The sequence below is a fragment of the Streptomyces sp. NPDC056128 genome, assembly GCF_042263835.1.
GTDB lineage: Bacteria > Actinomycetota > Actinomycetes > Streptomycetales > Streptomycetaceae > Streptomyces.
In genome coordinates this window covers 187,446-211,176 of the sequence record NZ_JBHJVQ010000008.1, presented here as the reverse complement: position 1 = coordinate 211,176, position 23,731 = coordinate 187,446, and the positions used below count along the sequence as shown (strand labels likewise).

Sequence of the window (23,731 nt, the reverse complement as noted above, 5' to 3'; positions counted from 1 at the left end):
GTGATGGCGATACGGCGCATGTGAGGGCTCACTTCAGGTGCGATTCGGGACGTGGGTACAGCAGTGCGACCCATGTGACTGAAAAGCCAACGCTTCACCCACCATCGGCGTCAAGGGGAACCACTTAACGAGATGGGCACAGTACGTTCCACTTATCCGGCGAAAGTTCTGCGAACAGTGTGCGGAGATCTTCCGGGAGCGCTCTCACGCCCCGGTCACACCTGGGTGCACAACGCGCGGGCGCCCATGGGCGTCTGACGTACTGAGCCCCGGTCGCACACCGACCACCTGACGCATACCGACCACCCGTCAGCCACCGCACGGCGAAGGAAGACCGCATGGCCCACGTCACCGAGGACGCGCGCTTCGGCGCCCTGACCGTCCGGCTGGACACCGGCCTCGGGGAGGTCACCGTCGAGGGCGACGCGCTGCCCCGCGTCGAGCTGCGCCGCGCGGAGGGCACGGAGACCGACGAGCACACCCCCGTCGGCACCCGGGACGGCAGCCGGCTCACGCTGACCGTCGACGGCGAGGAGGCCGTGATCAGCCCGTCGAAGGGGCGGCTGACCCGGCGCTCGTTCGCCGTCGACGTCCGGTACGCCGGCCGCACCTGGCGCCTGGTGCCCGACTCGGCCCTGGGCAGCCGCCTCTCGCGCGACGGGGAGCACGTGGGGGACTTCTCCGGTGACGGCGAGGGACGAGGCCACGTGCGGGCGGAGTGGCGCGAGGACGCCGGGTGCGAGGCCCTGGACGCGTCCCTCGGCTACGCGCTGGCCACCGCGTTCGGCACCGGCGCCCAGTCCATGTGGACGCTGGCCGTCGACGCGGCCGGCGAGCTGCTTCCCGGCTGACGCCGGCTCGGGGGGGCGCGAGCGGGTGGCGCACGCGAAGGGGCCCGGGAGCGGCGCGCTTAGTGCGCGCCCCCGGGCCCCTTCAATGGCGCCGTCAGTCCGACTGCTGCCGCTTGGGCCGCCACACGACCAGGGCGCTGGTCTGCTGCACCTCCTGGTACGGGACCAGGTCACGGCGGTACGACGCGTGCACCGCCGCCTCGCGCTGGCGCATCGCCGTCGCCGCCCCGTCGAGGGCGTCGGCCATCTCCGCCACGCGGGCCTGCAACGCGGCGACCTGGTTCTCCAGTTCGATGATGCGCTTGATTCCGGCCAGGTTGATTCCCTCGTCCTGCGACAGCTGCTGCACCGTGCGGAGCAGCTCGATGTCACGGGCCGAGTAGCGCCGGCCGCGCCCGGCCGTGCGGTCCGGGGAGACCAGGCCGAGGCGGTCGTACTGGCGCAGGGTCTGCGGGTGCAGACCGGAGAGCTGGGCCGCCACCGAGATGACGTAGACCGGGGTCTCCTCGGTCAGTTCATACGGGTTGCGTCGACGACCGTCCATCCCCATCAAGCTCCCTTCGCGGCCTGGAACAACTCCGCCCGCGGATCCTCGTCCGCGGTCGCCTCGCGATACGCCTCAAGCGCGTCACGAGCCTTCCCCGTCAGGTCCTTCGGAACACTCACCTCGACGGTGACCAGAAGGTCGCCCCGGCTGCCGTCCTTGCGGACCGCGCCCTTGCCGCGGGCCCGCATGGTACGCCCGTTGGGCGTGCCCGGCGGAAGCTTCAGCGTGACGGGCGGACCGCCCAGGGTCGGCACCCGGACCTCGCCGCCGAGGGCCGCCTCGGCGTAGGTGACCGGGACGGTGACCGTGAGGTTGTCGCCCCTGCGGCCGAAGACGGAGTGGTCCTTGACGTGCACGACCACGTACAGGTCGCCTGCCGGGCCGCCCCGCTCGCCCGGCGTGCCCTTGCCGCGCAGCCGGATGCGCTGCCCGTCCGACACCCCGGCCGGGATGCGGACCTGCATCGTCCGCGAGGACTTGGCGCGTCCGGAGCCCTTGCAGACGTCGCAGGGGTCCTCGGCGATCAGGCCGCGGCCCTTGCAGTCCGGGCACGGGTCGGTGAGCGAGAAGCCGCCGCCCGAGCCCCGCGCGACCTGGCCGGTGCCGACGCAGGTCGGGCACACGCGCGGTGTGCCGTTCTTGTCGCCGGTCCCCGAACAGGCCTTGCAGGGCGCCTGCGAGGACATCCGCAGCGGGACCGTGGCGCCCTCGATGGCCTCCGTGAAGCTCAGCGTGACCTCGGACTCGATGTCCTGGCCGCGCCGCGGCTGGGTCCGCGTGCCGGTGCCGGGACCGCCACCGGTGCGGTTGAACAGGCCGCCGAAGACGTCCCCGAGCCCGCCGCCGAAGCCGCCGGCGCCGCCTCCCTGGCCCCCGCCCTGGGCGCCGCCTCCGAAGAGGTCGCCCAGGTCGAAGTTGAAGGTGCCGCCGCCGCCCGCGCCCGGCCCCGGACGGAATCCGCCGTTGCCGAAGAGGGCGCGGGCCTCGTCGTACTCCTTGCGCTTCTTGGGGTCACCGAGGATGTCGTTGGCCTCGGAAATCTCCTTGAAGCGCTCCTCCGCCCTGACGTTCCCCTTGTTGGCGTCCGGGTGGTACTCGCGGGCGAGCTTCCGGTACGCCTTCTTGATCTCGGCCTCGGTGGCGTCCTTGGGGACGCCGAGGACCTTGTAGTAGTCCTTCTCGATGAAGTCCTTGGTGCTCATCCCCGACGTCCCTCCTTCCCGCTTCGCCTACTGACGTCAGCCCTCCTCCGGGCCACCGCTCTCCTTGTTCTCCGGGGAGTCGGAGCCGTCCTTGGCCTCGGTGCTCTCCTCGGCCGGCTTGACGGTCTGCGCGCCGGGCTGCGGCTCGGCGACGGCCACCCGCGCGGGGCGGATGGTGCGCTCGCCGATCCGGTACCCCGGCTGGAGGATCGCCACGCAGGTCGTCTCGGTGACGTCCGGTGCGTAGGAGTGCATCAGGGCCTCGTGGATCGTCGGGTCGAAGGGCTCGCCCTCCTTGCCGAACTGCTGGAGGCCCATCTTGGCGATGACCGTCTCCAGCGACTCCGCGACGGACTTGAAGCCACCGACCAGCTCCCCGTGTTCCCGGGCGCGGCCGATGTCGTCCAGCATCGGGAGCAGCTCGGTCAGGAGGTTCGCGACGGCGACCTCCTTGACCGCGACGCGGTCCCGCTCCACGCGGCGGCGGTAGTTCTGGTACTCGGCCTGGAGCCGCTGGAGGTCCGCCGTGCGCTCGTTGAGCGCCGTACGCACCTGGTCCAGCTGGGCCACCAGGCCCGCGTTCTCGCTCGCGTCCCCGGCCGGGGCCGCGCCCTCCTCCGAAGAGGGGGCGGCGGCCTTCGGCTCGGCGTCGTCAGGGCTGGCGCCGGAGGGGACGTCGGGCTTCTCTTCGAAGCCCGGGGTCTCCTCCGTCACGCGGCACCGTCCTTGCGCTCGTCGTCCACGATCTCGGCGTCGACGACGTCGTCGTCGGCCTTGTCGCCGTCACCGGCGGTGGCACCGGCGCCCGGGGCCTCGCCACCGGCGGCCTGCGCGCCCTGGGCGTCGGCGTACATGGCCTGGCCCAGCTTCTGCGAGACGGCGGCGACCTTCTCCGTGGCGGTGCGGATCTCGGCGGTGTCCTCGCCCTTGAGCTTCTCCTTCAGCTCGGCGACGGACTCCTCGACCTCGGTCTTGATCTCGCCCGGGACCTTGTCCTCGTTGTCCTTGAGGAACTTCTCCGTCTGGTAGACGAGCTGCTCGCCCTGGTTGCGGGACTCGGCGGCCTCGCGGCGGGCGTGGTCCTCCTCCGCGTACTTCTCGGCCTCCTGGCGCATCCGGTCGACCTCGTCCTTCGGCAGCGAGGAGCCGCCGGTGACGGTCATCTTCTGCTCCTTGCCCGTGCCCAGGTCCTTCGCGGTCACGTGCATGATGCCGTTGGCGTCGATGTCGAAGGCGACCTCGATCTGCGGGACGCCGCGGGGCGCCGGCGGCAGACCGGTCAGCTCGAACATCCCGAGCTTCTTGTTGTACGCCGCGATCTCGCGCTCGCCCTGGTAGACCTGGATCTGCACGGAGGGCTGGTTGTCCTCGGCGGTGGTGAAGATCTCCGAACGCTTCGTCGGGATCGTCGTGTTCCGCTCGATCAGCTTGGTCATGATGCCGCCCTTGGTCTCGATACCGAGGGACAGCGGGGTGACGTCGAGGAGCAGGACGTCCTTGACCTCGCCCTTGAGGACACCGGCCTGCAGGGCGGCGCCGATGGCGACGACCTCGTCCGGGTTGACGCCCTTGTTGGCGTCCTTGCCGCCGGTCAGCTCCTTGACCAGCTCGGCGACGGCCGGCATACGGGTCGAGCCGCCGACGAGAACGACGTGGTCGATCTCGGACAGCTGGATCCCGGCGTCCTTGATGACGTTGTGGAACGGCGTCTTGCAGCGCTCCAGCAGGTCGGCCGAGAGCTGCTGGAACTGCGCCCGGGTGAGCTTCTCGTCCAGGTGCAGCGGGCCCTCGGCGGAGGCCGTGATGTAGGGCAGGTTGATCGAGGTCTCGGTGGACGAGGACAGCTCGATCTTGGCCTTCTCGGCGGCCTCGCGGAGGCGCTGGAGGGCCATCTTGTCCTTGGACAGGTCCACGCCGTGACCGGCCTGGAACTGCTTCACCAGGTAGTCGACGACGCGCTGGTCCCAGTCGTCACCACCGAGGTGGTTGTCACCGTTGGTGGCCTTCACCTCGACGACGCCGTCGCCGATCTCCAGGAGCGAGACGTCGAAGGTGCCGCCACCGAGGTCGAAGACGAGGATGATCTGCTCGTCCTTGTCGAGGCCGTACGCCAGCGCGGCGGCCGTCGGCTCGTTGACGATGCGCAGGACGTTCAGGCCCGCGATCTCGCCGGCCTCCTTGGTGGCCTGGCGCTCGGCGTCGTTGAAGTACGCCGGGACGGTGATGACCGCGTCGGTCACCTTCTCGCCCAGGTAGGACTCGGCGTCCCGCTTCAGCTTCTGCAGCACGAAGGCGCTGATCTGCTGCGGGTTGAAGTCCTTGCCGTCCAGGTTGATCTTCCAGTCGGTGCCCATGTGGCGCTTGACCGACCGGATGGTCCTGTCGACGTTCGTGACCGCCTGACGCTTGGCCACCTCGCCGACCAGCACCTCACCGTTCTTGGCGAAGGCGACGACGGACGGCGTGGTCCTGGCGCCCTCGGCGTTGGTGATGACGGTGGGCTCGCCGCCCTCCAGAACGCTGACGACGGAATTAGTCGTGCCCAGGTCGATGCCGACCGCACGTGCCATGGTGAATAACCTCCAGCTGACTTGAGTGGAACAGGCTCAAGTGTGCATGACGGCCTTCGCGCGGTCAACGTAGGTGAGTCGAGCCGACTCAACTCTTATCCGTTCCTTACGCGCAACGGCGCGCTGACCTGGGCTTCTTCGGTGCGTCTGGCCTGACGAACCGGGAAAATCGACCCTCGGGAGGATGCACCCCTAGGGGGTCCGATCGCCTCGGGAGGCACCGGGGACTCCGTACGCGGCCGCCGCACCCGCGCCTGCGGCCGACCGGACACCGGCCCCTCCGCCTGCGCCTGCGCCCGCGCCTGGGGCCGACCGGGCGTCTGTCCCGGCACCCCTGCCGCCCCTGCCCCGCGCCGCGGCCCGTACACCCGCACCCGCAGCAGTCCCGCCAGCGCGGCGACCGCACCGCCCGCCACCCACCACACCGCCGTCCCGTCCAGCCGGCCGGTGTGCACGAGCACACCCACGAGCACCGCGCCGCACGAGACCACGCCGACGACCAGCGCGGCGCCCTGCGGAGTGAGCCCGAGCCGGCGCAGCCGGTGGGCGAGATGGTCGGGTCCGGCCCGCAGCGGCGGCCGCCCGGCCAGCCGGCGCGAGAGCAGGACGAGTACGACGTCCAGGCAGGCCGGCACGGTCAGCGCGAACAGCACCGCCGTACCACTCACGGGCGCGTGCCCCACGCGGGTGAACACCGCGGCCCCGGCCAGCAGGAACCCCGCGAAGAGCGCCCCGCACGCACCGAGCGCGATCCGCGCGGGATGCCAGTTGTGCAGCAGCAGTCCGGTCAGCGCGGCGGCCAGCGCGAGCAGCGCCACCGCCAGCCCGTCGCGCAGCTCCGCCGCGGCACAGGCGGCGACCCCGAAGGCGGTCACGACCCCCACCGTGCCGGCCACCCCGTCGGCGTGGTCGAGCCCCCGGAAGGCGGAGGCGACCAGCGTGATCCATCCCACGGCGAGCACGCCGGCCACCGGCCCCGTCTCGCCGTACGGCACGACGCACGCCGCCGCGACGGCCGTACCGGCGGCCACCCAGCGCCGGCGCAGCCGCCAGACGTCGGCGGCGAGGCCCACGACACCGACGGCGGACGCGCCCAGGAGCAGCCGGCCGGCCGCGGAGCCGAGTGGCACGACGCCGGTCCAGTCCCCGGCCCACGCGACCAGCGCGGTGACGAGGGCGACGGCCACCCCGCCGGAGAGCGGGACCGGCCGCCGGCGGCGCCGGTCGACAAAGGCGAGGGAGAGGGCGGGTGCGCGCAGCAGCGCGGCGAGGAGGGTGGCGAGGAGGAAGGAGGCGGTGGCGGCGGCGATCCCGTAGAGCACGGGGATAAGCTATGCCGGATATCACGTTTTGCTATGAATTGCGCGCCCGCTACGGCGTGGCGCCGGGCGGGCGACCGGTCCGGCGACCGGTCCGGCGACCGGTCCGGCGGTCAGGGTTGCCTCAGCGACGCAGATCACCGCACGTCCGACTACAGTGCGGCGGAGGATCGGGGTAGTCTCGGACGGACTGAATAAGTTACCGCTTAGTAATATCGATCCCCTCGCAACCTCGCAGGCCCGAGGAGCCCCCAAATGCAACTCGCCGCGATCATCGTGTCGCTGGTCCTGATCGTGGTCGGCGTGGCACTGTTCGGCCGCGCCGTCCTGCAGATCCTCACCTACATGCGGCTGGGTCAGCCGGTGCCGGCCGGCACGCGGACCGACGATCCCACAGCGCGCACCGTCACCGTGGCCCGGGAGTTCCTCGGCCACACCCGGATGAACCGCTGGGGCATCGTCGGGGTGGCGCACTGGTTCGTGGCGGTGGGCTTCTTCTCCCTGCTCCTGACGATCGTCAACGCGGTCGGGCAGCTCTTCGAGGCGGACTGGATCCTGCCGGTCATCGGCGACTGGGCGCCGTACAACGTCTTCGTCGAGTTCATCGGCACCATGACGGTGCTCGGCATCCTCGTCCTGATCGTGATCCGCCAGCTGAGCAGGCCGGACAAGCCGGGCCGCAAGTCCCGCTTCGCCGGCTCCAACTTCGGCCAGGCGTACTTCGTCGAGGCCGTCATCCTCATCGTCGGCGTCTGCATCTTCATGCTGCACGCGCTGGAGGGCGCCCTCCACCACGTCGACGGCTACGAGGCGTCGTTCTTCATCTCGTACCCGGTCGTCTCCGCGCTCGGGGACCTGGACGTCTCGACCCTCCAGAACCTCGTCTACCTCTTCGCCGGCCTGAAGATCGCGACCTCGTTCATCTGGATGATCACCGTCGCCCTGAAGACCGACATGGGCGTCGCCTGGCACCGCTTCCTGGCCTTCCCGAACATCTGGTTCAAGCGCGACGCGAAGGGCGGCACCGCCCTCGGCGCCCTGCTGCCGATGACGTCGGGCGGCAAGCCGATCGACTTCACCGACCCCGGCGACGACGACACCTTCGGCGTCTCCCAGGTCGAGCAGTTCTCCTGGAAGGGCCTGCTGGACTTCTCCACCTGCACCGAGTGCGGCCGCTGCCAGTCGCAGTGCCCCGCCTGGAACACCGGCAAGCCGCTCTCCCCCAAGCTCCTGATCATGTCCCTGCGCGACCACGCGCACGCCAAGGCCCCCTACCTGCTGGCCGGCGGCGGCAAGACGATGGAGGGCGAGGAGAAGGCGTCCGAGGAGCAGCTGGCGGGCGTGCCCGCGGCCGCCCTCGCGGAGTCCGAGCGCCCGCTGATCGGCACCCTCGAAGAGAACGGCGTCATCGACCCCGACGTCCTGTGGTCCTGCACCACCTGCGGCGCCTGCGTCGAGCAGTGCCCGGTGGACATCGAGCACGTCGACCACATCGTCGACATGCGCCGCTACCAGGTCATGATCGAGTCCGCGTTCCCGTCCGAGGCGGGCACGATGCTCAAGAACCTGGAGAAGAAGGGCAACCCCTGGGGCCTGGCCAAGAAGCAGCGCCTGGAGTGGCTCAAGGAGCTGGACTTCGAGGTCCCGGTCGTCGGCAAGGACATCGAGGACCTCACCGAGGTCGAGTACCTCTACTGGGTCGGCTGCGCCGGCGCCCTGGAGGACCGCGCCAAGAAGACCACCAAGGCCTTCGCAGAGCTGCTGCACATCGCGGGCGTCAAGTTCGCGATCATGGGCGGCGACGAGAAGTGCACCGGTGACTCGGCACGGCGCCTGGGCAACGAGCCGCTGTTCCAGGAGCTGGGCATGGAGAACGTCATGTCCCTCAACGCCGCCTTCGGCGAGGAGATGGACGACGACGGCAAGGTGACGCCCGAGTCGGCGAAGCCCAAGTCGGCCAAGAAGATCGTCGCCACCTGCCCGCACTGCCTCAACACCCTGGGCAACGAGTACCCGCAGCTCGGCGGCGACTACGAGGTCATCCACCACACCCAGCTGCTCCAGCACCTCGTCGACGAGGGCAAGCTGCTCCCGGTCACGCCGGTCGAGGGCATCATCACGTACCACGACCCGTGCTACCTGGGGCGGCACAACAAGATCTACACGCCGCCGCGCGAGATCATCGCCGCCGTCCCGGGCGTCCGCAACGAGGAGATGCACCGCCACAAGGAGCGCGGCTTCTGCTGCGGCGCCGGCGGCGCGCGGATGTGGATGGAGGAGCGGATCGGCAAGCGCATCAACAACGAGCGCGTCGACGAGGCCCTGTCCCTCAACCCGGACATCGTCTCCACCGCCTGCCCGTTCTGCCTCGTCATGCTGACCGACTCGGTCAACGGCAAGAAGAACGATGGCAAGGCCAAGGAGTCCATCCAGGTCGTCGACGTCGCCCAGCTCCTGCTGGACTCCGTGAAGACCCCGGCCGACCCGGCGGGCGAGCCGGAGGCCGAGAGCGAGCCGACGCCGGAGCCGGTGAAGTAGCCGCCCGGCGGTCCCTTCCGCCGACACCCCCTGGTCCCGCCCGGACCGGGGGGTGTCGCCGTTCACCGGAGTGCCGCCATCCAGGGGAAGCCGCCATTCGCCGGGGGTGTCGCCTTTCGTCGAACACGTGCATCATTACTCGGTCCTTGTCGGTGATACGGGTTCACCGGTGATACGGGTTCGGACGGACGGGGTGAATGGTGCGCAGGCGAAGAAGCACCCGGGTCGGCACGGCGGCGGCCGTCGGCTGCATGCTGCTGCTCGGCGCCTGCGGCCAGGGCGGCGAGGCTCCCGCCACCAAGGACGCCGAACCCACCCCCGTACGGGCGGCCCAGGCCCCCGCCGCGCTGCCCGTCCCGCGCGGCGACGGCAGCGAGGTCCCCGACGACTTCAACGGCGACGGCCACCGCGACCTCGTCCTCGACGACCTGGTCAAGGCGCAGAGCCACGCCGACGACGCCGGGATCGGCATCGTCTACGGCTCCTCGCGTGGACTGGTCCCGGGCGCCCGGCAGTTGCTCACCCCGGCGAAGTACGCGGCCCCCACGGACGGACAGACACCGGCCGTCTTCGAGGTGGAGGCGACCTGCGACCTCGACGGCGACGGCTTCACCGACCTGGTGGTCACCACCGACCCGCCCTACGACGGCCAGGGCCGCCCCCCGGTCCCGCTCCAGCTCCTCTTCGGCTCCCCGACCGGACCGGCCGCCCGCGCGGTCCCGCTGAACGTCCCCGACAAGGCCCGCTTCGGCAACGACTGGCCCGAGCGACCGGTCTGCGGCGACTTCGACGGCGACGGCGCCGAGGACCTGGTCGTGCACGCCTCGGCCGGTCACCTCAGCTATCTGCGCGGCCCCTTCACCCGCAAGGGCGCCCCGCGGAAGGCCGGCGCGCCCGTCCTCTCCCCCGGCGAGGTGCCGACCGGCCCCGCCGCCGACGTGAACCGCGACGGGTACGACGACCTGGTCGTCCGCGCCTCCGCGGGCCCCGGCGCCGCGGCCCTCGTCCTCGGCGGCCCGGCGGGACCCACCCGCACCGGGGCCACCCTCCCCGCCGGCACCGACGTCGCCCTCGGCGCGTTCGGGCGGGGCAAGGCGCTGGACGCGGCGGTGGGCGACGCGGACGGCACGGCTCTGCACTTCGACCTGCCCACCCCCCGGCGGGGCACCCTCGACACCCCCGGCACCCAGCTCGACGCCGCCGACTTCGACGGCGACGGTCTGATGGAGCTGGTCACCGGCGACTCCGGCATACGCGTCCTCCCGGTCCGCGGGACGGGCCCGACGACGCGGGGCGCGGTCACGGTGGAGCCCGCCGCCGAGGGGACGACGCGGGTGCTGACGGCGGGCGACTTCGACGGCGACGGGCGGGCGGACCTGGTCGTGCGGACGTACCAGGGCGACACGAAGGACACGGTCGAGGTCCACCGGGGCGCGGCCGAGGGGCTGGTGACGACGGAGCCGGCGCTGACCTTCTCGACGTCGTACTTCCTGACCCCCTAGGGGCCGGGCGGGCGAGTCCCCTGGTGAGGGCGCCCGCCCCCGCCACAGCCCCTCGGGGACACCCGTAAGGGATGTCACAGCTCGGCCGCAAAGGGTCCCCCGAATGGCCGGGCCCCGCACGTCACTCTCCGGGACCAGGTACGTTCGAAGGCGTGGCTGGATTCAGGATCGGACGCGGCCGGGACAACGGCGCTCCAAACGCGCGACCGCAACGCCCACCGTACGGACAGCAGGCTCCCCAGGGACCGCCGTACGGCGGCCAGGCGGCGCCTCGGCAGCCGTACCCGCAGCAGCCGTACGGGGGTGGCGGACCCGGACCGGGCGGCTCGCCGTGGCCCCAGGCACCCGGCGGCGGCCACGGGGAGCCGGAGTACTTCGGCGACGGCGGCCACCACCCCGGCCCGCACGGCGGCCAGGCCCCGTACGACCCGTACGCCGCCAACAACCCGGGCCACACCCAGGCGTTCACGGTCGACGACCCCTACAACCAGGGCGACACCTACCGCGCCGGCTCCGCCTCGGCCCCCGGCCCGGTCGGCCCGCGCCTGCACTGGAAGGACCTGCTGAGGGGCGTCGTCCTCGCCCCCAACCAGACCTTCCTCCAGATGCGGGACTACGCGATGTGGGCCCCGGCGCTCATCGTGACGTTCCTCTACGGCCTGCTGGCGGTCTTCGGCTTCGACGGCGCCCGCGAGGAGGCGATCAACGCCACCCTGTCGAACGCGGTCCCGATCGTCCTGACGACGGCCGTGGCGATGGTCCTGAGCGCGTTCGTCCTGGGCGTGGTCACCCACACCCTGGCCCGCCAGCTCGGCGGCGACGGCGCGTGGCAGCCCACGGTCGGCCTCTCCATGCTGATCATGTCCATCACGGACGCCCCGCGCCTGGTCGTCGCCCTGTTCGCCGGCGGCGACGCGCCCTTCGTCCAGATCCTGGGCTGGGCCACCTGGATCGCGGCCGGCGCCCTCCTCACCCTGATGGTCACCCGCTCCCACGACCTGCCCTGGCCGAAGGCGCTGGGCGCGTCGGCGATCCAGCTGATCGCACTGCTGTCGATCGTGAAGCTGGGGACGTTCTAGTAGCTCTGGTCGGTCTCGGTCTCAGCGGGAAGGGCCCCCGGCATGATGCCGGGGGCCCTCCTCATGCACGCACTCCTCCTCGACGGCCCGGTCAGGCGTCGAGCACCTGCCCGGCCCGCCGGACGACCGGAGGTTCGACGGACCACGGGAAGTTGATCCACTCATCGGTCCGCTTCCACACGTACTCGCACTGGACGAGCGAGTGCGACTTCTCATAGACCACCGCGCTGCGGACCTCGGCGACGGTGTCGAGGCAGAAGTCCCGCACCAGCTTGAGCGTCTTGCCGGTGTCGGCGACGTCGTCGGTGATCAGGACCTTCTTGTCGGAGAAGTCGATGACGTTGGGGACGGGCGCGAGCATGACGGGCATGTCGAGCGTGGTCCCGACCCCCGTGTAGAACTCGACGTTCACGAGGTGGATGTTCTTGCAGTCCAGCGCGTAGGCCAGCCCGCCCGCCACGAAGACCCCACCGCGGGCGATGGAGAGCACTATGTCCGGCTCGTACCCGTCGTCGGCGATGGTCTGAGCGAGTTCGCGCACGGCGACGCCGAACTGCTCGTAGGTCAGATTCTCCCGAACATCACTCATGCGCTCGTCCTGCTCATACCTGGGTTCATACCTGGGTCCGATGGAAGTTGAGGAAGGAGCGGGAGGCGGTCGGCCCCCGCTGCCCCTGGTAACGGGACCCGTACCGCTCGCTCCCGTACGGGTGCTCGGCCGGCGACGTGAGCCGGAACATGCACAGCTGCCCGATCTTCATCCCCGGCCACAGCTTGATGGGCAGGGTCGCGAGATTGCTCAGCTCCAGCGTCACGTGCCCGGAGAACCCCGGGTCGATGAACCCGGCGGTGGAGTGCGTGACGAGGCCGAGCCGCCCGAGCGAGCTCTTCCCCTCCAGCCGCGAGGCGAGATCATCGGGCAGCGAGACGACCTCGTACGTACTGGCCAGCACGAACTCGCCGGGATGCAGGATGAACGGCTCGTCGCCCTCCGGCTCCACGAGCCGGGTCAGATCCACCTGCTCCACGGAGGGGTCGATGTGCGGGTACCGGTGGTTCTCGAACACCCGGAAGTAGCGGTCGAGGCGCACGTCGATGCTCGACGGCTGCACCATGGAGTCGTCGAAGGGATCGATCCGCACCCGCCCGGAGTCGATCTCGGCCCGGATGTCCTTGTCTGAGAGAAGCACGCACCGAGGATACGCAAGGCGCGCGGAGCTGCGACAACCGCCGCCTCACCGCGCGCCCGATCCTGCCCCGGGGCAGCCCCCCGGGGGTGCTGCTACCGCTCCTGCGAACCCACCGGCACGGCACTCCGCAGCCGCGCACACCGCGGACATCGGACGAGCCTGCCGGGGCCGAGTCGCTCGGCCTGCTGCATCGGGAACGAGGCGGCGGTGAACACGTGCCCATCGGCACAGCGGACGACGGTGGTGCGCTCCATCAAGTCCTTCAAGTCCCTTCCCCAGAAGCCGCGTCTGGCTGTGTTCTACCCTGACGACAAAAGCCACAGTACGGGATGAAAGAGACGACTCTCCAGGCGGCACTCCGCCCTCACGCACACCCTCTCCAACGCCCCACCGTACGCGCCAACTCGGCCCGCCCGCAGCCGCATCCCACCCCCCGGAACGACCACCGGCCCCGCGGCGGGAACACCGGGGGCCAGCGATGGGGTAGAGTGAGCGAGCGTCCAGGCACCGACCGTGGTCGGCGTCTTACGCGGGTGTAGTTTAATGGTAGAACATCAGCTTCCCAAGCTGAGAGCGCGAGTTCGATTCTCGTCACCCGCTCCAATTAACCCCCTGCTCATCGGCCGGGGGTTTTCTGTTGCCCCGGTGCGGTCACGCCTTCCCCTACCGATTCGCTTGGCCCCTCCTGACATATCGAGATGGAAGGGCCACTCGATACGTCATAGCCCCCGGTCGCGGTTCCAGCGACTTACGTGCATCGCGTAGAAGACGTTGCCGATGCCGGCGGTGAACATGAACAGCCAGAAGTGGACCAACAGGGACTGGCGCCGCCGCCTGAGCCCCACTCCGCCGACGATGGCTGCGGCAGACGCAGCGGCGGAATTGTTGTTGTTGATGATGATCGTCGGAGGCTGTCCGTACGGCTGGACAGGCTGCTGATTCGGCGGTGTCGCCATACCTGTGTCGGCTCCTCGGGTGCGCTGAGTGGGCGAGAGCGAGACGCACAGTAGAGCCGCCGAGCCAACCTCCGAGACCGAACCAGTTGCCCGTCACTCGGTTGAGTTACGGTGTCCCGCTCCTTCCCCCAGGACTGGATGCGGTACGCGGGCGATGAACGACTTCGTCAGGCCGGCCAGGCATCAGCGACCACGAACGAGACGACCGTGCCGCCGAGGTGGCTGGGACCGGAGTGCCAGGAATCCGCGATGGAGTCGACAAGGAGCAGCCCTCGCCCGTGGGCGTCGTCCGCGTCGGGATGACGCAGCCGTATGCTCGCCGGGAGCCCGGGGTTGTGCACCTCGACGCGGAGCGAGGTCCCGACGCGGAACCACTCGACCCGCACCAGCCACGGATCCTCCGACTTGCCGTAGCAGATGGCGTTCGTGACCAGCTCAGAGATCAGCAGTGCGCAGTCGTCGATCGAGCAGGCCGGGTTGTACGGGGCGATGAACTTACGGAACCAGCGACGAGCACGGGAGACTGACTCGGGCTCCGGATGCAAGGTCATCGCCCCGAGCCTCGGCGAGTCCTCACAGGAGTGTCGGTCGATCGTGTAAGCCATGCGTGCTCACTCCTTGCCGCTGCCGTCGCAGCCGAGGCAGCGCCGCTTCGACGTGGCACGGTTGCGGTCATTGGCCGCGGAGAGCGTCAGCGCCACTCGGGAACCGACGCGCTTCCCTCCACGCCCCCGACACCCCCGGCAAGCTAATCGCGCGTCCTGCTTCGGCCGCCGACTCGTCACGTCGCGCCCTCTTCATCTCCAAGTGGCCTTAGCCACTTTGTGGATAGTGGCATTGGCCACTTGCAGAGCGCAAGCGATACGACGGAACTGGCGCGCCGTCAGGTGAGCGGGTAGCCCTGCTCGAACGCCCAGCGGTGCGGCGGATACGTGGCTTCGGCGAACTCCAGAGGCCGGTCCTGAAGGTCGAAGACGACGTGGTGAACGATGAGGACGGCGGACTCGGGCTCCAGCCCCAGGTCGGCAGCCTCCTCCTCCGTGGCCGACCGAGCGCACATGCGGTCCTCGGCGTAGCTGCCTTGACGTCCCGTCATGCGCTCGACGTACATGAGCGTCCCTTCCTGGATGCGTCCAGGGTCGGTGAGCTTGGGCGCACGCTGGCCGACGTCCGGGGCGAACCACGAGGTGGACAGGGTGATCGGGGCGTCCTGGTTGTTCGTGACACGCCGACGGTGCACGGCCCGCCGATCCCTCACCAAACCCAGAGCTTCAGCGACGTAGTCCGGGGCATCCAGCCAGCCGGCCGACGTAATCACGGCATACTCACCGGGCGTGTAGATCTTTCCGGTCTGCCGAGCCCGCCCGTACAACTCCCGCGCACGACGGTTCACTTCGAGACTGCGCACATACGTGCCGGACCCCTGACGCTTCTCGACCAGGCCCTGATGGCTCAACGCCTCAAGCGACCGCGCAGCCGTAGGCCGGGACACCTTCCAGTCCGCAGCGAGCTGCCGCTCAGAGGGCACCTCGTCCCCAGGCCGCAGGTCCCCCCGAAGGATCTGGTCGCGGATGAAGTGAGCGATCTGAAGGTACTTGGGTTGAGCCTCCTCGATCTGAGGCATGTCCCCTCCTTGTCCAAGTGGCTATAGCCTTTGGCCACTATAGGCTGAGTGGCCAATCTGGGAACCCGTAGGCTGATCGCATGACGCGGTTGATCGTCGCAGCAGGAGGAGGGGGCGACGCAGTCGCCGCCGCCATGCTTCACGCCGCCCTCTACGGCGACGAGGACCAGGCGGTGATCCTGACCTACGCCTGGGACCGCCTCCTAATCGACCCCCTACCGGGCCCGCGGCGCCCCGCCGACTTCACCGGCCTGGAACGCCTCACGCCAGACGTCTGGTCAGTGCCGGCGCAGGCCCGCCCGATTGCACCCGCAGGCTCCACCCTCCCCAGACTGGCAGCGGAGCTCCCGGCCACCTTCGCACTGCTCGACCCACACCAGGGAGCCGCGGGCCTTACCCGGCAACTTGAATCACTCGTCGACCACGTGCAGCCCGCATCAATCGATCTCCTGGACGTGGGCGGAGACATCCTCGCGCAGGGCGACGAGCCGACGTTGAAGAGTCCGCTGGCCGACGCTCTGACGCTGGCGGCGTGCTGCCAGTTGAACGTACCTGTGCGGCTCCTCGTGGCAGGACCGGGCCTGGACGGCGAACTCCCGCCAGAAGCTATGACCAGCACGCTGGGACCCGTTGTCCGCATGCTCACCGCGGAGGACACGGCCGCCATCAGCGGCGTCCTTGAGTGGCACCCATCCGAAGCGACGGGGCTCCTCGCGGCCACAGCCCGAGGCGTACGCGGCACATGCGAAATCCGAGACGCGGGACTTCCCGTACTACTCACGGACGAGAGCCCGGCCGTGCACGAAGTCGACTTGGACGACGCTCTGAGCCGCAACCGGTTGGCCCGAGCGATCATGTCCACTACCGACCTGGACGAGGCCCAGGCGTACAGCCGCGAAGTGTGCGGGTACTCCGAGATCGACTACGAGCGCAACAAGGCCCTCTGGCTCAACGAGCAGCAGCCAACGAACCTGCACCCTTACGCGATCCGTACGCAACTAGACCAGTTCGAGGCCGAGGCCCGCACCCGCGGAGCCACCCACACAACGTTCCGCCGCATCACTGAGGCCCTGGGTCTCAGTGGCGCACAGCGCGACGAGTTGCGGCATCTCCTCATTGCCAGTCGCCCGAAGCAGTACGAGGCGCCTCTGTGGCGCGTCGCAGACGAAGCCTGAGTTACAACCTTCTTCACGGGTTTCAAGCACCCGGCTGCGCTCCGCTCCGCCGGGCGGGCTTCCCGGCTCCGCTCGGGGCGCCGCTCCTGCCTTCGGCCCGCTCCGCCCCGGCTGCGCCGACGCCCGCCCAGTGTGGATAGGCCCGGAGGTCATGAGTCGAGTACACGACACGCTCGCGGCCCACGGTCACAGACGATGCCTCCGGCGGGGGATCGGCCGGCACCGGGTGGGAGGGGGCGCCGTTCCCGGCCGCGGGCACTTCGTGGCGAGCGTTTGGGGGCTCCCATCCCGTCCGCCGTCGACCCAGGCAGAGCCGAGCAGACGCGGCCCATGGCGTCCAGGTCGTTCGTACAGTGGCGCGCTCCACCTGGACGCCATGAACCACGCCCGCTCCACAGACGTGTGCGTCGACGGCGGACGGGATGGGAGCCAGGGAAGGTGGTGGGTTGAGGTTGTGACCAAGGTGCGCTACTAGGCAGCGATCGACGCTCAGCGGATCACGATAAGTTTAGTAGCAGGGTTGCCTTGGCTTTGGGTCAGATCGGATTCAAGTCCCGCAGGGTTCATCAAGTGTCTTCCAGGGTCGTACACCAGGGCAAGAATCCCTCGGCAATCTGGGTGCTTGGCGTACCTATTCCAATCGATCGCGAGTTCCTCCCCCACTCTCCTGTCGGTTAGGGAATCCCGCGTCATTTTCGTCTCGACGACAATTCCCGCAGCAGGCAGAAGGAAGTCAACGCGAGAGCGTCCACCTGCTTGCTCTGGCACGTAGTCTTCCGGCCTAACGTCGTCGTACATCAGGCGCAGGCAGGCACCTACCAGCACCTGCAAGTCCTCTTCCTTTTCGATCTTTGGCGCTGGAACATTCGCCTTCTTGGAATTCATGAGGGTCTGCAAGAAGCTGGGGAACCGGGAGAGCATCTCTCCGATCTCATTCAACGCTAGGGATGGTTCGGCAACCGCGTAGATCTCCGCCTGAAGCAGAGTGCGCTGGGTTTGGAAGCAATCAAGGAACGCCGACGCGTACACGTGTAGCCATTTCGGAATTGGCGAATCTTTCGAATTGGGGTCATAGAATTGATTGATCTCCAGGGGGTGGGCGAGGAAAGATTTAATTCTCTTAATCACCATACCCCCCTCGTACATATCCTTGAATGTCTCGCGGGAGGAAGGCTCTGAGATGAGCGGAGTGGCACGCGCATACCAGGATTGATACTTCTCCTGGCCCGCCCTCAGCTCTGCTGGTGTTACAACACCGCGGGGCTGCCATTCAGAAAGTAGCGATTCGATCTCGTAGGTCTCATCGATCAGTCGCTCGATTTCTGCGCGCTTGCTCGCCGACATCATCGCTGCCGCACCTCCTGGTAAGTGATCCGTAGCATTGCAGACGGCACTGACAGCGCGAGGGCAACTGGAGGTCTCCGGCCCTGACCCTTGCGCCCTGAAGCTGGGCCGTCCCTGGGCCTTCCGATGTCGCTCAACACCGGCCGACAACGACCAATGACGACCAGTCAGTCAGCCGTGACCAGGTCCCAGAGCTGCAAAAAAGCAGGCCGCCAAGATCCCCGGCAACACCCAGGGCAAGAAAACATCTCTTGCCTTACCCATTGAGACTCCACTGACCTCACGCCTCCGTACCCCCGTCGGACCGGCTCCCATTGCCCTGACGGAAAGCCACTGTTGGCGCAATCGCCTATCTCCACCACTCCTATTAGGTTATTCCATCCTCGAGAAGATCTCGGAGACGGGCAGATAGCAGTGACCAGTCTGGCTGGCGTGCTTCCTCTTGTGAGTCATCAGGTCGTCCAGGCGGATGCGTTGGTCCAGCACAGCCATGAAGTCGCCGCCGTCCATCGTGATGAACGGTGTGCTAAGGCTGTAGATCGCCAGGGCATCGGAGGTGAAGCCGCTCATGCTGACGTACAAGCCGAGGGTGTTCTTGCCCTTGCGCTCGATGTTGGTTTTAAAGATATCCAGCTCCCGTCGACCGATGCGTTCCTTCCACCACTTGGCCTCAAGAACGTAGTAGTCAGTGTCGAAGGAGAACGCGCCATCGATCTGCTCGTACTCCATGATGTAGGCCGCCCGCGGCTCCAAGTCGTACAGGGCGAACAGCTCGTTGATGAATCCCTCAAAGTCCGTCCCCCGCTGGTGCTTGTCGGTCGCCGTGTGCATCACCGTGAACCGTTGCTTCAGATCGTCATGAACTTGGGCGAAAACCCGGCCGTCCTGGTCCTTCTTCGCACTCTCGGCTATGGCCGCCGCGTGCTCCTCGTGTTCCTTGATGATGTCCTGCTGCTTGCCAGTCCAGCGCCGCAGTTCCGCGACGGCCGCCGTGGCCTTGACCACCATGACGTCACCATCGACCTGTCGTTCGAGGTTCGGAAACCGGTCCATGGCGGCGATGTCGAGCATGAGCGCCACGGTCACGTCCAGGTACCGGGTCTCATTGGCCCGCAGCAGTTTGACCAACTGGCCGGAGACTTCGCGCTTGGTGGCCTGGAAGTTGAGCTGCGGCAGGAGCTCGCTGTGGTCCTTCAGCATCCCGCGGACGTACAGCTCAAAGGGATCTTTGTTCCAGTAGATCAACCAGAGTGCGTCGGCCAGTGCGTTGTACGCGCTGGGGTTGATCGTCTTCTTGCGGGCATCAGGCTGCTGCACCTGCCCCCTCCTCCACACGCACTGTCACCGACCTATCACGGTACCGCGCGATCAGTCGATGACCAGCCTGTACGACAAGGCGTGATCCAACGGATCGTGATGTCCCGTCATTCAGCTGGCGCCGGCGGGCCGATGACGCAAGCGGATGGCGAGTGGCAGAGGCGGCTTGTTCTGGCTGTCATCGGGACGGACTGACCAGCCTCAGGCCCGGAAGTGGGCCGCCACGTCGTCGAGCATGTCCAGGTAGTCGCCCGCACCAACAGTGCCGCCAGCCGCCTTGGAGCCGTGCAGCGCCGATGTCAGCACAATGCCGCGCAACTCTGCTGGCTGCCTCGGTTCCGCGTTCTGAAAGTGCCAACGATTGCCGTGCGCACAGGCGTTGCGGAAGTGCCGCACGAACTGAAGCAACGGGCTTGTCCTGTCACTCAGCCCTGCGCGCTGGACGGCATCACCCAGGCGGGCTGCACCATGCATCGTCGCAAAGTTCAGCAGGTCCTCACCGAGTCCAGCACCCGCAGTTGAGCTGGCCTTGGCAAAGATGTCTGTCAGCCGCTCCGCAGAGTGTGGCGTACCGTCATTGCGGTAGATGACCAGCGGTGAGTCAGCGGTTTGCTCGTACAGACCGCGGTAGATGGCCATGAGCGGCTGACGGGGGTCAGCTAGCGGAAGTATGGCCAGGCTGAGACCGCAGAACCCAATCTTGAGTTCGTCAGCCAGCTGCGCGATGCGTTCCGCCTCGATGCCCATGGCCCGGCATGTTAAGGGCTTTACTGCTCCCCTGCCCCGGTGGTCCCTCGCTTCCTCTTGATGAGCAAGTCCGCATCGCCTGGCGCGTGCCGGAGCCTGAGTCCATGCCCGCCGAGAGGGTGATTCACCCACGCCGGCTTGCCGGCTGGGCAGGAGACCGAGGAGCAGAGCCGGGCCCGCACGGCGAGCACCGTCTCTACAAGGCGCCGTGGCTCAGACCTTCTCCGCGCTCAGGCGCGGATGCTCGGCAGTGAGCAGCCCGATGTCTTCCACGTCCGAAGTCAGGATCGTCACCCGGCCTGGATGCTGTAGGGCGGTCGCGCACAGCATGGCGTCGATGGCGTACTTGTGCCCGTGCAGCCCCGCCGCCCGCAGCAAGGCGGCAGCGGATTGCGCAACGGCTTGGGTCACCGGCTCGACACACAGGCGGGACAGGGTCCACTTCAGTGCCGCGTCGTTGATCTTCGGATGGATCACCTCGACCAACACGGCCGCCGAGGTGATCACGGGCAGGTCCGCGTCGCGAGCCGCCGTCAGCCACTCGTGGAGTTCTCGATCACGCTGTACGGCCTTTGCCAGGCCCTCGCTGTCCAGAACCAGGGCACCGCTCACGCGACCGCACCGGCGTTCGTGGCTCCACCAGTCAGCCAGGCACGCTTGGCCGCCACGGCCTCGGGATCGGCCGGACCATGCACCTTGTCGAAGTCCGCGATCAGCTCGTCCAGGTTGTCGCGCTCGATCTGCCGCTGGGCCGCCTTCTCCAGGTAAGCCGAGACGCCTCGCTTGCCGACCCGCTCACGGATCGCCTGCAGAGTTCCGGCGGTCAAGGTGACGGAGATACCGCTGGTGGGGCCGTCACCGGGCGGGAAGTCAACGTCGTCGTCAGTCACACTCTAAGTATGCCATTGAATATAGCATAGCGGGAGATGTCCAACAGCTGCCTCCTTCAGCCTTCCGTCGCCACCCTCCGTACCACCGCCAGCGCCTCGCGCACCGCCCCCGGGATGTCCGTCACCGGAAAGCGGGCCAGGCGCACCACGCGTTCGTGGTCCACCACCAGGACCGCCCGCTTCAGTCGCAGCGTCTGTCCTGCGCGGAACACGGGGAGTCGCAGAGCGGCGGTGAGGCGCAGGTCGACGTCTGAGAGCAGGGTGAAGGGGATGTCCTCCTGGAGCGCGAATGCCCGCTGCTCGTCCGGGCGTTGGGTGCTCACGCCGCGTACCTCGGCGCCTGCCGCGCGGAAGTCGTCGTAGGCATCTCGGAACAGCCGGTTTTCCAGCGTGCAGCCGATGGCGCCCGGGATGTCGGCCCAGCCGTCCGGCAATGGGCTCGGGCGGCCGGTCGCCGGGTAGCAGAAGAGGACGGTGGCCGCGGCCTCGGCCACCGGGTCCAGCGGCTCACCGTCCCGGTGCCCCGGCAGTTCGAGGCGCGGCAGCCGCTCGCCCAGCAGGCCCGCCACCCGCCGCGCCTCGGCGCTCTCCTCGTCGGCCGTGCCGCTCAGCGAGCCGTCGCCGAGCAGCCAGCGGTCCGCCCAGTCCTGCATCGCAAGCAGCATGGGCAGCAGCCCCCGACCCCTCTGCGTCAGTCGGTACTCGTACCGCACCGGGCCGCTCTGATACGGGACCTTCTCCAGGACCTCCGACTCCACCAGGTGCGCGAGACGCTCGGTCAGCACTTTGCGGGAGATCCCCAACTCCTCCTGGAGCACGTCGAACCGGTGGTGCCCGCGTGCGGCCTCCCGCACCAGGAGCAGGCTCCACCAGTCGCCGACCACCGCCGCCGCCTGTGCGATCGCACAGGCGGCGTCCCGCTCGGGCACCGACCTGACCATGGCTCCCCTGTCCTTCGGATACAGCTCCAGTCTTGGAAACCATCTTGCGCCCTCGAGTCAGTTTCGGATAGGAACTCAGTCGCAGTAAGTAAGTTCCCATAGGAGACTCACAGGGGGTGGGCGTCGTATGAGTGAGACACCGACGAGCGAGACACCGACGGTCCCGGAGCATGATCGCCGCAGTACCGGCCACGCGACCTCGCCTTCGGCCGTCTTCTGGCGCTACTGGGCCGCCGCCACCGTCAGCAGTGCGGGCACCGCCGTCACCGCCCTCGCCCTCCCCTTGGTCGCCCTCACCGTCCTCGACGCCACCGCGCTGCAGGCCACCCTGCTCGCCGCCGCCGGACAGATCTCCTGGCTGCTGCTCAGCCTCCCGGCCGGAGTGATCGCCCAGCGCCTCCCGCTCCGCCGCCTCCAGGTGACCCTCGATCTCGTACGGTTCGTCGCCATCGGATCCCTCCCGCTCGCCTGGTGGCTCGACCGGCTCAGCTACCCGCACCTGTTTCTCGCCGCTCTGGCCACCGGCGCCGCGACCGTACTCTTCGACATCGGCAACTCGACCTTTCTGCCCGCCATCGTCCCGGAGCGGCAACTCGCCGCCCGCAACAGCCTGATGTCCGGCACGCACGCCGTCACCGAGACCGGAGGGCCCTCCGGGGGCGGCCTCCTCGTGCACGCCGCGGGCCCGGTCGGCGCGCTCCTCGTGGACGCCGCCAGCTACCTGCTCTCCGCCGTGCTGCTGCGCACCCTCCCCGAGCGCCCTCCCGCCACCCGCACCGGCGACGGCGTCCGCCGGCTGATCCGTGAGGGCTGGACGTACGTGACGCGGCACCCGGTGATGCTGCCCTGCATGCTCTGGGCCACCGCCACCAACTTCGTCTGCGCCGCCCTGGTCGCCCTCACACCCCTGTACCTGGTCCGGGAGGCCGGACTGACGCCCGCACAACTCGGCCTGGTGCTCGCCATGGATGGAGTCGGCGGGCTCGCGGGGGCCGCAGTGGCGGTCCGGCTGACCCGGCGGTTCGGCACTGCCCGGGGCCTCGTCGGGACCGCGCTGGTCGGCGGCGCTGCCGCCCTGCTGGCCCCGCTGACCACATCCGCCGCCGACGCGTACTGGTTCGCCCTGGGCAACGCCGGCTTCGCCTTCGGGGTCGCCATCGGGTCGATCACCACCCGCACCCACCGCCAGACCGCGTCCCCGCCCGAGCTCCTCTCCCGTGTCATGGCCACCGTCCGCTTCGTCTCCTGGGGCGCCCAGCCCCTCGGCGCCCTCACCGCCGGTCTGCTCGCCACGTATGCCGGGACGCACGCGGCCCTGTGGACGGTGTGCGCGGCCGCACTCCTGCCGCCGCTCTACCTGCTCACGTTCCCGGTGGGCCGCCGCCGGGACTTCGTCTGACGCAACGCAGCCCTGGAGCCGCGTGCCCCTCGTCCGACACCGCACCGGAGGCACTCGTGCCGGGTCACCCCGATGGTGAAGACGGCCGACGTCAAGGCATCTGCCGAACGCCGGTGCATGCCACCAACGCGCTGCCCTTCTGGTCGAGGAACAGCATGAAGACCCACGAGCCGTCAGCAGCCCTGATCTGGCCCAGCCGAACCGGTCGGCGGTGTTGGTCGAGGCGCTGCACGGCCTGCTCCAGGCCCGTTGTCTCGATGCCCTTCCGGAGCGTGTGCCTGAGACGGCGCCCGTAGATTCGGGCGAGTGACTCGGCGGGTGTCGTGCCCTCCCAGACGATGTAAGAAGCGCCAGCACGGAGGGCGGCTCCAGCAGCCGCCGACGCTGCGTCGTCACCACCCAGTAGCCGTTCGAGTCGATCCCGCTCCATGGCCTCACCCCTGACCAGGATCGTGGACCCGCCAGACCGCCCGGCATACCGGACGTGTGTGGCCCAGGCATTCGAGGCGGGGAATCAGTGAGGGCCCTGGGCGCCGTACG

At 68.9% G+C, this 23,731-nt stretch carries 23 protein-coding genes and 1 tRNA gene; 7 read left to right on the top strand and 17 right to left on the bottom strand.

Annotated elements, in window-relative coordinates; translation table 11 throughout:
• Positions 1 to 338 precede the first annotated feature (338 nt).
• Positions 339 to 851 carry a hypothetical protein gene (locus ACFC1X_RS18765; RefSeq protein WP_376355006.1) on the top strand — a complete coding sequence of 171 codons (513 nt, stop codon included), beginning with the start codon at positions 339 to 341 and terminating at the stop codon, positions 849 to 851.
• 94 nt (positions 852 to 945) lie between these two features.
• Here ACFC1X_RS18765 and ACFC1X_RS18760 read toward each other — a convergent pair whose 3' ends face one another.
• The 5 genes from ACFC1X_RS18760 to ACFC1X_RS18740 form a co-directional block, all read right to left on the bottom strand.
• Complete coding sequence (locus tag ACFC1X_RS18760; protein ID WP_376355004.1) at positions 946 to 1,395, bottom strand: heat shock protein transcriptional repressor HspR; 450 nt, start codon at positions 1,393 to 1,395, stop codon at positions 946 to 948.
• Between the two features lie 5 nt (positions 1,396 to 1,400).
• The gene (gene dnaJ, locus ACFC1X_RS18755; protein ID WP_376355002.1) at positions 1,401 to 2,600 is read right to left on the bottom strand and encodes a molecular chaperone DnaJ; all 1,200 of its coding nucleotides are present in this window, start codon (positions 2,598 to 2,600) and stop codon (positions 1,401 to 1,403) included.
• A gap of 36 nt (positions 2,601 to 2,636) precedes the next feature.
• Positions 2,637 to 3,314: a nucleotide exchange factor GrpE gene (grpE, locus tag ACFC1X_RS18750; protein WP_376355000.1), complete on the bottom strand. Its 678-nt coding sequence runs from the start codon at positions 3,312 to 3,314 to the stop codon at positions 2,637 to 2,639.
• Positions 3,311 to 5,170 (bottom strand): molecular chaperone DnaK, encoded by a 1,860-nt coding sequence (gene dnaK, locus ACFC1X_RS18745; protein WP_122616724.1) that lies wholly within the window; start codon positions 5,168 to 5,170, stop codon positions 3,311 to 3,313. Before dnaK ends, grpE begins: the two co-directional genes overlap by 4 nt.
• A gap of 95 nt (positions 5,171 to 5,265) precedes the next feature.
• On the bottom strand, positions 5,266 to 6,492 hold the full coding sequence (locus ACFC1X_RS18740; protein ID WP_376354998.1) for an MraY family glycosyltransferase: 1,227 nt from the start codon (positions 6,490 to 6,492) through the stop codon (positions 5,266 to 5,268).
• A 252-nt stretch (positions 6,493 to 6,744) separates the two neighbouring features.
• On the opposite strand from ACFC1X_RS18740, the gene ACFC1X_RS18735 reads away from it, so the two are divergent.
• From ACFC1X_RS18735 to ACFC1X_RS18725, 3 genes are all read left to right on the top strand, one after another.
• On the top strand, positions 6,745 to 9,027 hold the full coding sequence (locus tag ACFC1X_RS18735; RefSeq protein WP_376354996.1) for a (Fe-S)-binding protein: 2,283 nt from the start codon (positions 6,745 to 6,747) through the stop codon (positions 9,025 to 9,027).
• A gap of 197 nt (positions 9,028 to 9,224) precedes the next feature.
• Positions 9,225 to 10,529, top strand: coding sequence for an FG-GAP repeat domain-containing protein (locus ACFC1X_RS18730; RefSeq protein WP_376354994.1), 1,305 nt, complete (start codon positions 9,225 to 9,227; stop codon positions 10,527 to 10,529).
• Between the two features lie 71 nt (positions 10,530 to 10,600).
• Positions 10,601 to 11,608, top strand: coding sequence for a Yip1 family protein (locus ACFC1X_RS18725; protein ID WP_376354992.1), 1,008 nt, complete (start codon positions 10,601 to 10,603; stop codon positions 11,606 to 11,608).
• Positions 11,609 to 11,699: 91 nt separating this feature from the next.
• Here ACFC1X_RS18725 and ACFC1X_RS18720 read toward each other — a convergent pair whose 3' ends face one another.
• Positions 11,700 to 12,197 carry a phosphoribosyltransferase gene (locus tag ACFC1X_RS18720; protein WP_376354990.1) on the bottom strand — a complete coding sequence of 166 codons (498 nt, stop codon included), beginning with the start codon at positions 12,195 to 12,197 and terminating at the stop codon, positions 11,700 to 11,702.
• A 25-nt stretch (positions 12,198 to 12,222) separates the two neighbouring features.
• Positions 12,223 to 12,798: a dCTP deaminase gene (gene dcd, locus ACFC1X_RS18715; RefSeq protein ID WP_064728971.1), complete on the bottom strand. Its 576-nt coding sequence runs from the start codon at positions 12,796 to 12,798 to the stop codon at positions 12,223 to 12,225.
• Positions 12,799 to 13,327: 529 nt separating this feature from the next.
• Here dcd and ACFC1X_RS18710 point away from each other — a divergent pair.
• A tRNA-Gly gene (locus tag ACFC1X_RS18710) sits at positions 13,328 to 13,401 on the top strand.
• 116 nt (positions 13,402 to 13,517) lie between these two features.
• On the opposite strand, the gene ACFC1X_RS18705 is transcribed toward ACFC1X_RS18710, so the two are convergent.
• From ACFC1X_RS18705 to ACFC1X_RS18695, 3 genes are all read right to left on the bottom strand, one after another.
• On the bottom strand, positions 13,518 to 13,754 hold the full coding sequence (locus ACFC1X_RS18705) for a hypothetical protein (protein ID WP_376354988.1): 237 nt from the start codon (positions 13,752 to 13,754) through the stop codon (positions 13,518 to 13,520).
• 167 nt (positions 13,755 to 13,921) lie between these two features.
• Positions 13,922 to 14,359 (bottom strand): ATP-binding protein, encoded by a 438-nt coding sequence (locus tag ACFC1X_RS18700; protein ID WP_376354986.1) that lies wholly within the window; start codon positions 14,357 to 14,359, stop codon positions 13,922 to 13,924.
• A gap of 278 nt (positions 14,360 to 14,637) precedes the next feature.
• A complete protein-coding gene (locus ACFC1X_RS18695; RefSeq protein ID WP_376354985.1) occupies positions 14,638 to 15,378 on the bottom strand; it encodes a GntR family transcriptional regulator in 741 nt (246 codons plus the stop codon).
• 80 nt (positions 15,379 to 15,458) lie between these two features.
• Between ACFC1X_RS18695 and ACFC1X_RS18690 the strand changes: the two genes are divergently transcribed.
• Positions 15,459 to 16,553: a DUF1152 domain-containing protein gene (locus ACFC1X_RS18690; protein WP_376354983.1), complete on the top strand. Its 1,095-nt coding sequence runs from the start codon at positions 15,459 to 15,461 to the stop codon at positions 16,551 to 16,553.
• Between the two features lie 489 nt (positions 16,554 to 17,042).
• Here ACFC1X_RS18690 and ACFC1X_RS18685 read toward each other — a convergent pair whose 3' ends face one another.
• The 6 genes from ACFC1X_RS18685 to ACFC1X_RS18660 form a co-directional block, all read right to left on the bottom strand.
• On the bottom strand, positions 17,043 to 17,900 hold the full coding sequence (locus tag ACFC1X_RS18685; protein WP_376354981.1) for a hypothetical protein: 858 nt from the start codon (positions 17,898 to 17,900) through the stop codon (positions 17,043 to 17,045).
• A gap of 369 nt (positions 17,901 to 18,269) precedes the next feature.
• Positions 18,270 to 19,214, bottom strand: coding sequence for a restriction endonuclease (locus ACFC1X_RS18680; RefSeq protein ID WP_376354979.1), 945 nt, complete (start codon positions 19,212 to 19,214; stop codon positions 18,270 to 18,272).
• A 201-nt stretch (positions 19,215 to 19,415) separates the two neighbouring features.
• The gene (locus ACFC1X_RS18675) at positions 19,416 to 19,961 is read right to left on the bottom strand and encodes a hypothetical protein (protein ID WP_376354977.1); all 546 of its coding nucleotides are present in this window, start codon (positions 19,959 to 19,961) and stop codon (positions 19,416 to 19,418) included.
• 213 nt (positions 19,962 to 20,174) lie between these two features.
• Positions 20,175 to 20,573 (bottom strand): PIN domain-containing protein, encoded by a 399-nt coding sequence (locus tag ACFC1X_RS18670; protein WP_376354975.1) that lies wholly within the window; start codon positions 20,571 to 20,573, stop codon positions 20,175 to 20,177.
• A complete protein-coding gene (locus ACFC1X_RS18665; RefSeq protein ID WP_376354973.1) occupies positions 20,570 to 20,851 on the bottom strand; it encodes a hypothetical protein in 282 nt (93 codons plus the stop codon). Before ACFC1X_RS18665 ends, ACFC1X_RS18670 begins: the two co-directional genes overlap by 4 nt.
• Before the next feature lie 56 nt (positions 20,852 to 20,907).
• The gene (locus ACFC1X_RS18660; protein ID WP_376354971.1) at positions 20,908 to 21,792 is read right to left on the bottom strand and encodes a winged helix-turn-helix transcriptional regulator; all 885 of its coding nucleotides are present in this window, start codon (positions 21,790 to 21,792) and stop codon (positions 20,908 to 20,910) included.
• Between the two features lie 127 nt (positions 21,793 to 21,919).
• Between ACFC1X_RS18660 and ACFC1X_RS18655 the strand changes: the two genes are divergently transcribed.
• Positions 21,920 to 23,191 (top strand): MFS transporter, encoded by a 1,272-nt coding sequence (locus tag ACFC1X_RS18655; RefSeq protein ID WP_376354969.1) that lies wholly within the window; start codon positions 21,920 to 21,922, stop codon positions 23,189 to 23,191.
• A gap of 91 nt (positions 23,192 to 23,282) precedes the next feature.
• Here ACFC1X_RS18655 and ACFC1X_RS18650 read toward each other — a convergent pair whose 3' ends face one another.
• Entirely contained in the window at positions 23,283 to 23,621 is a 339-nt protein-coding gene (locus ACFC1X_RS18650; protein ID WP_376354967.1) for a hypothetical protein, read from the bottom strand.
• Positions 23,622 to 23,731: the final 110 nt, after the last annotated feature.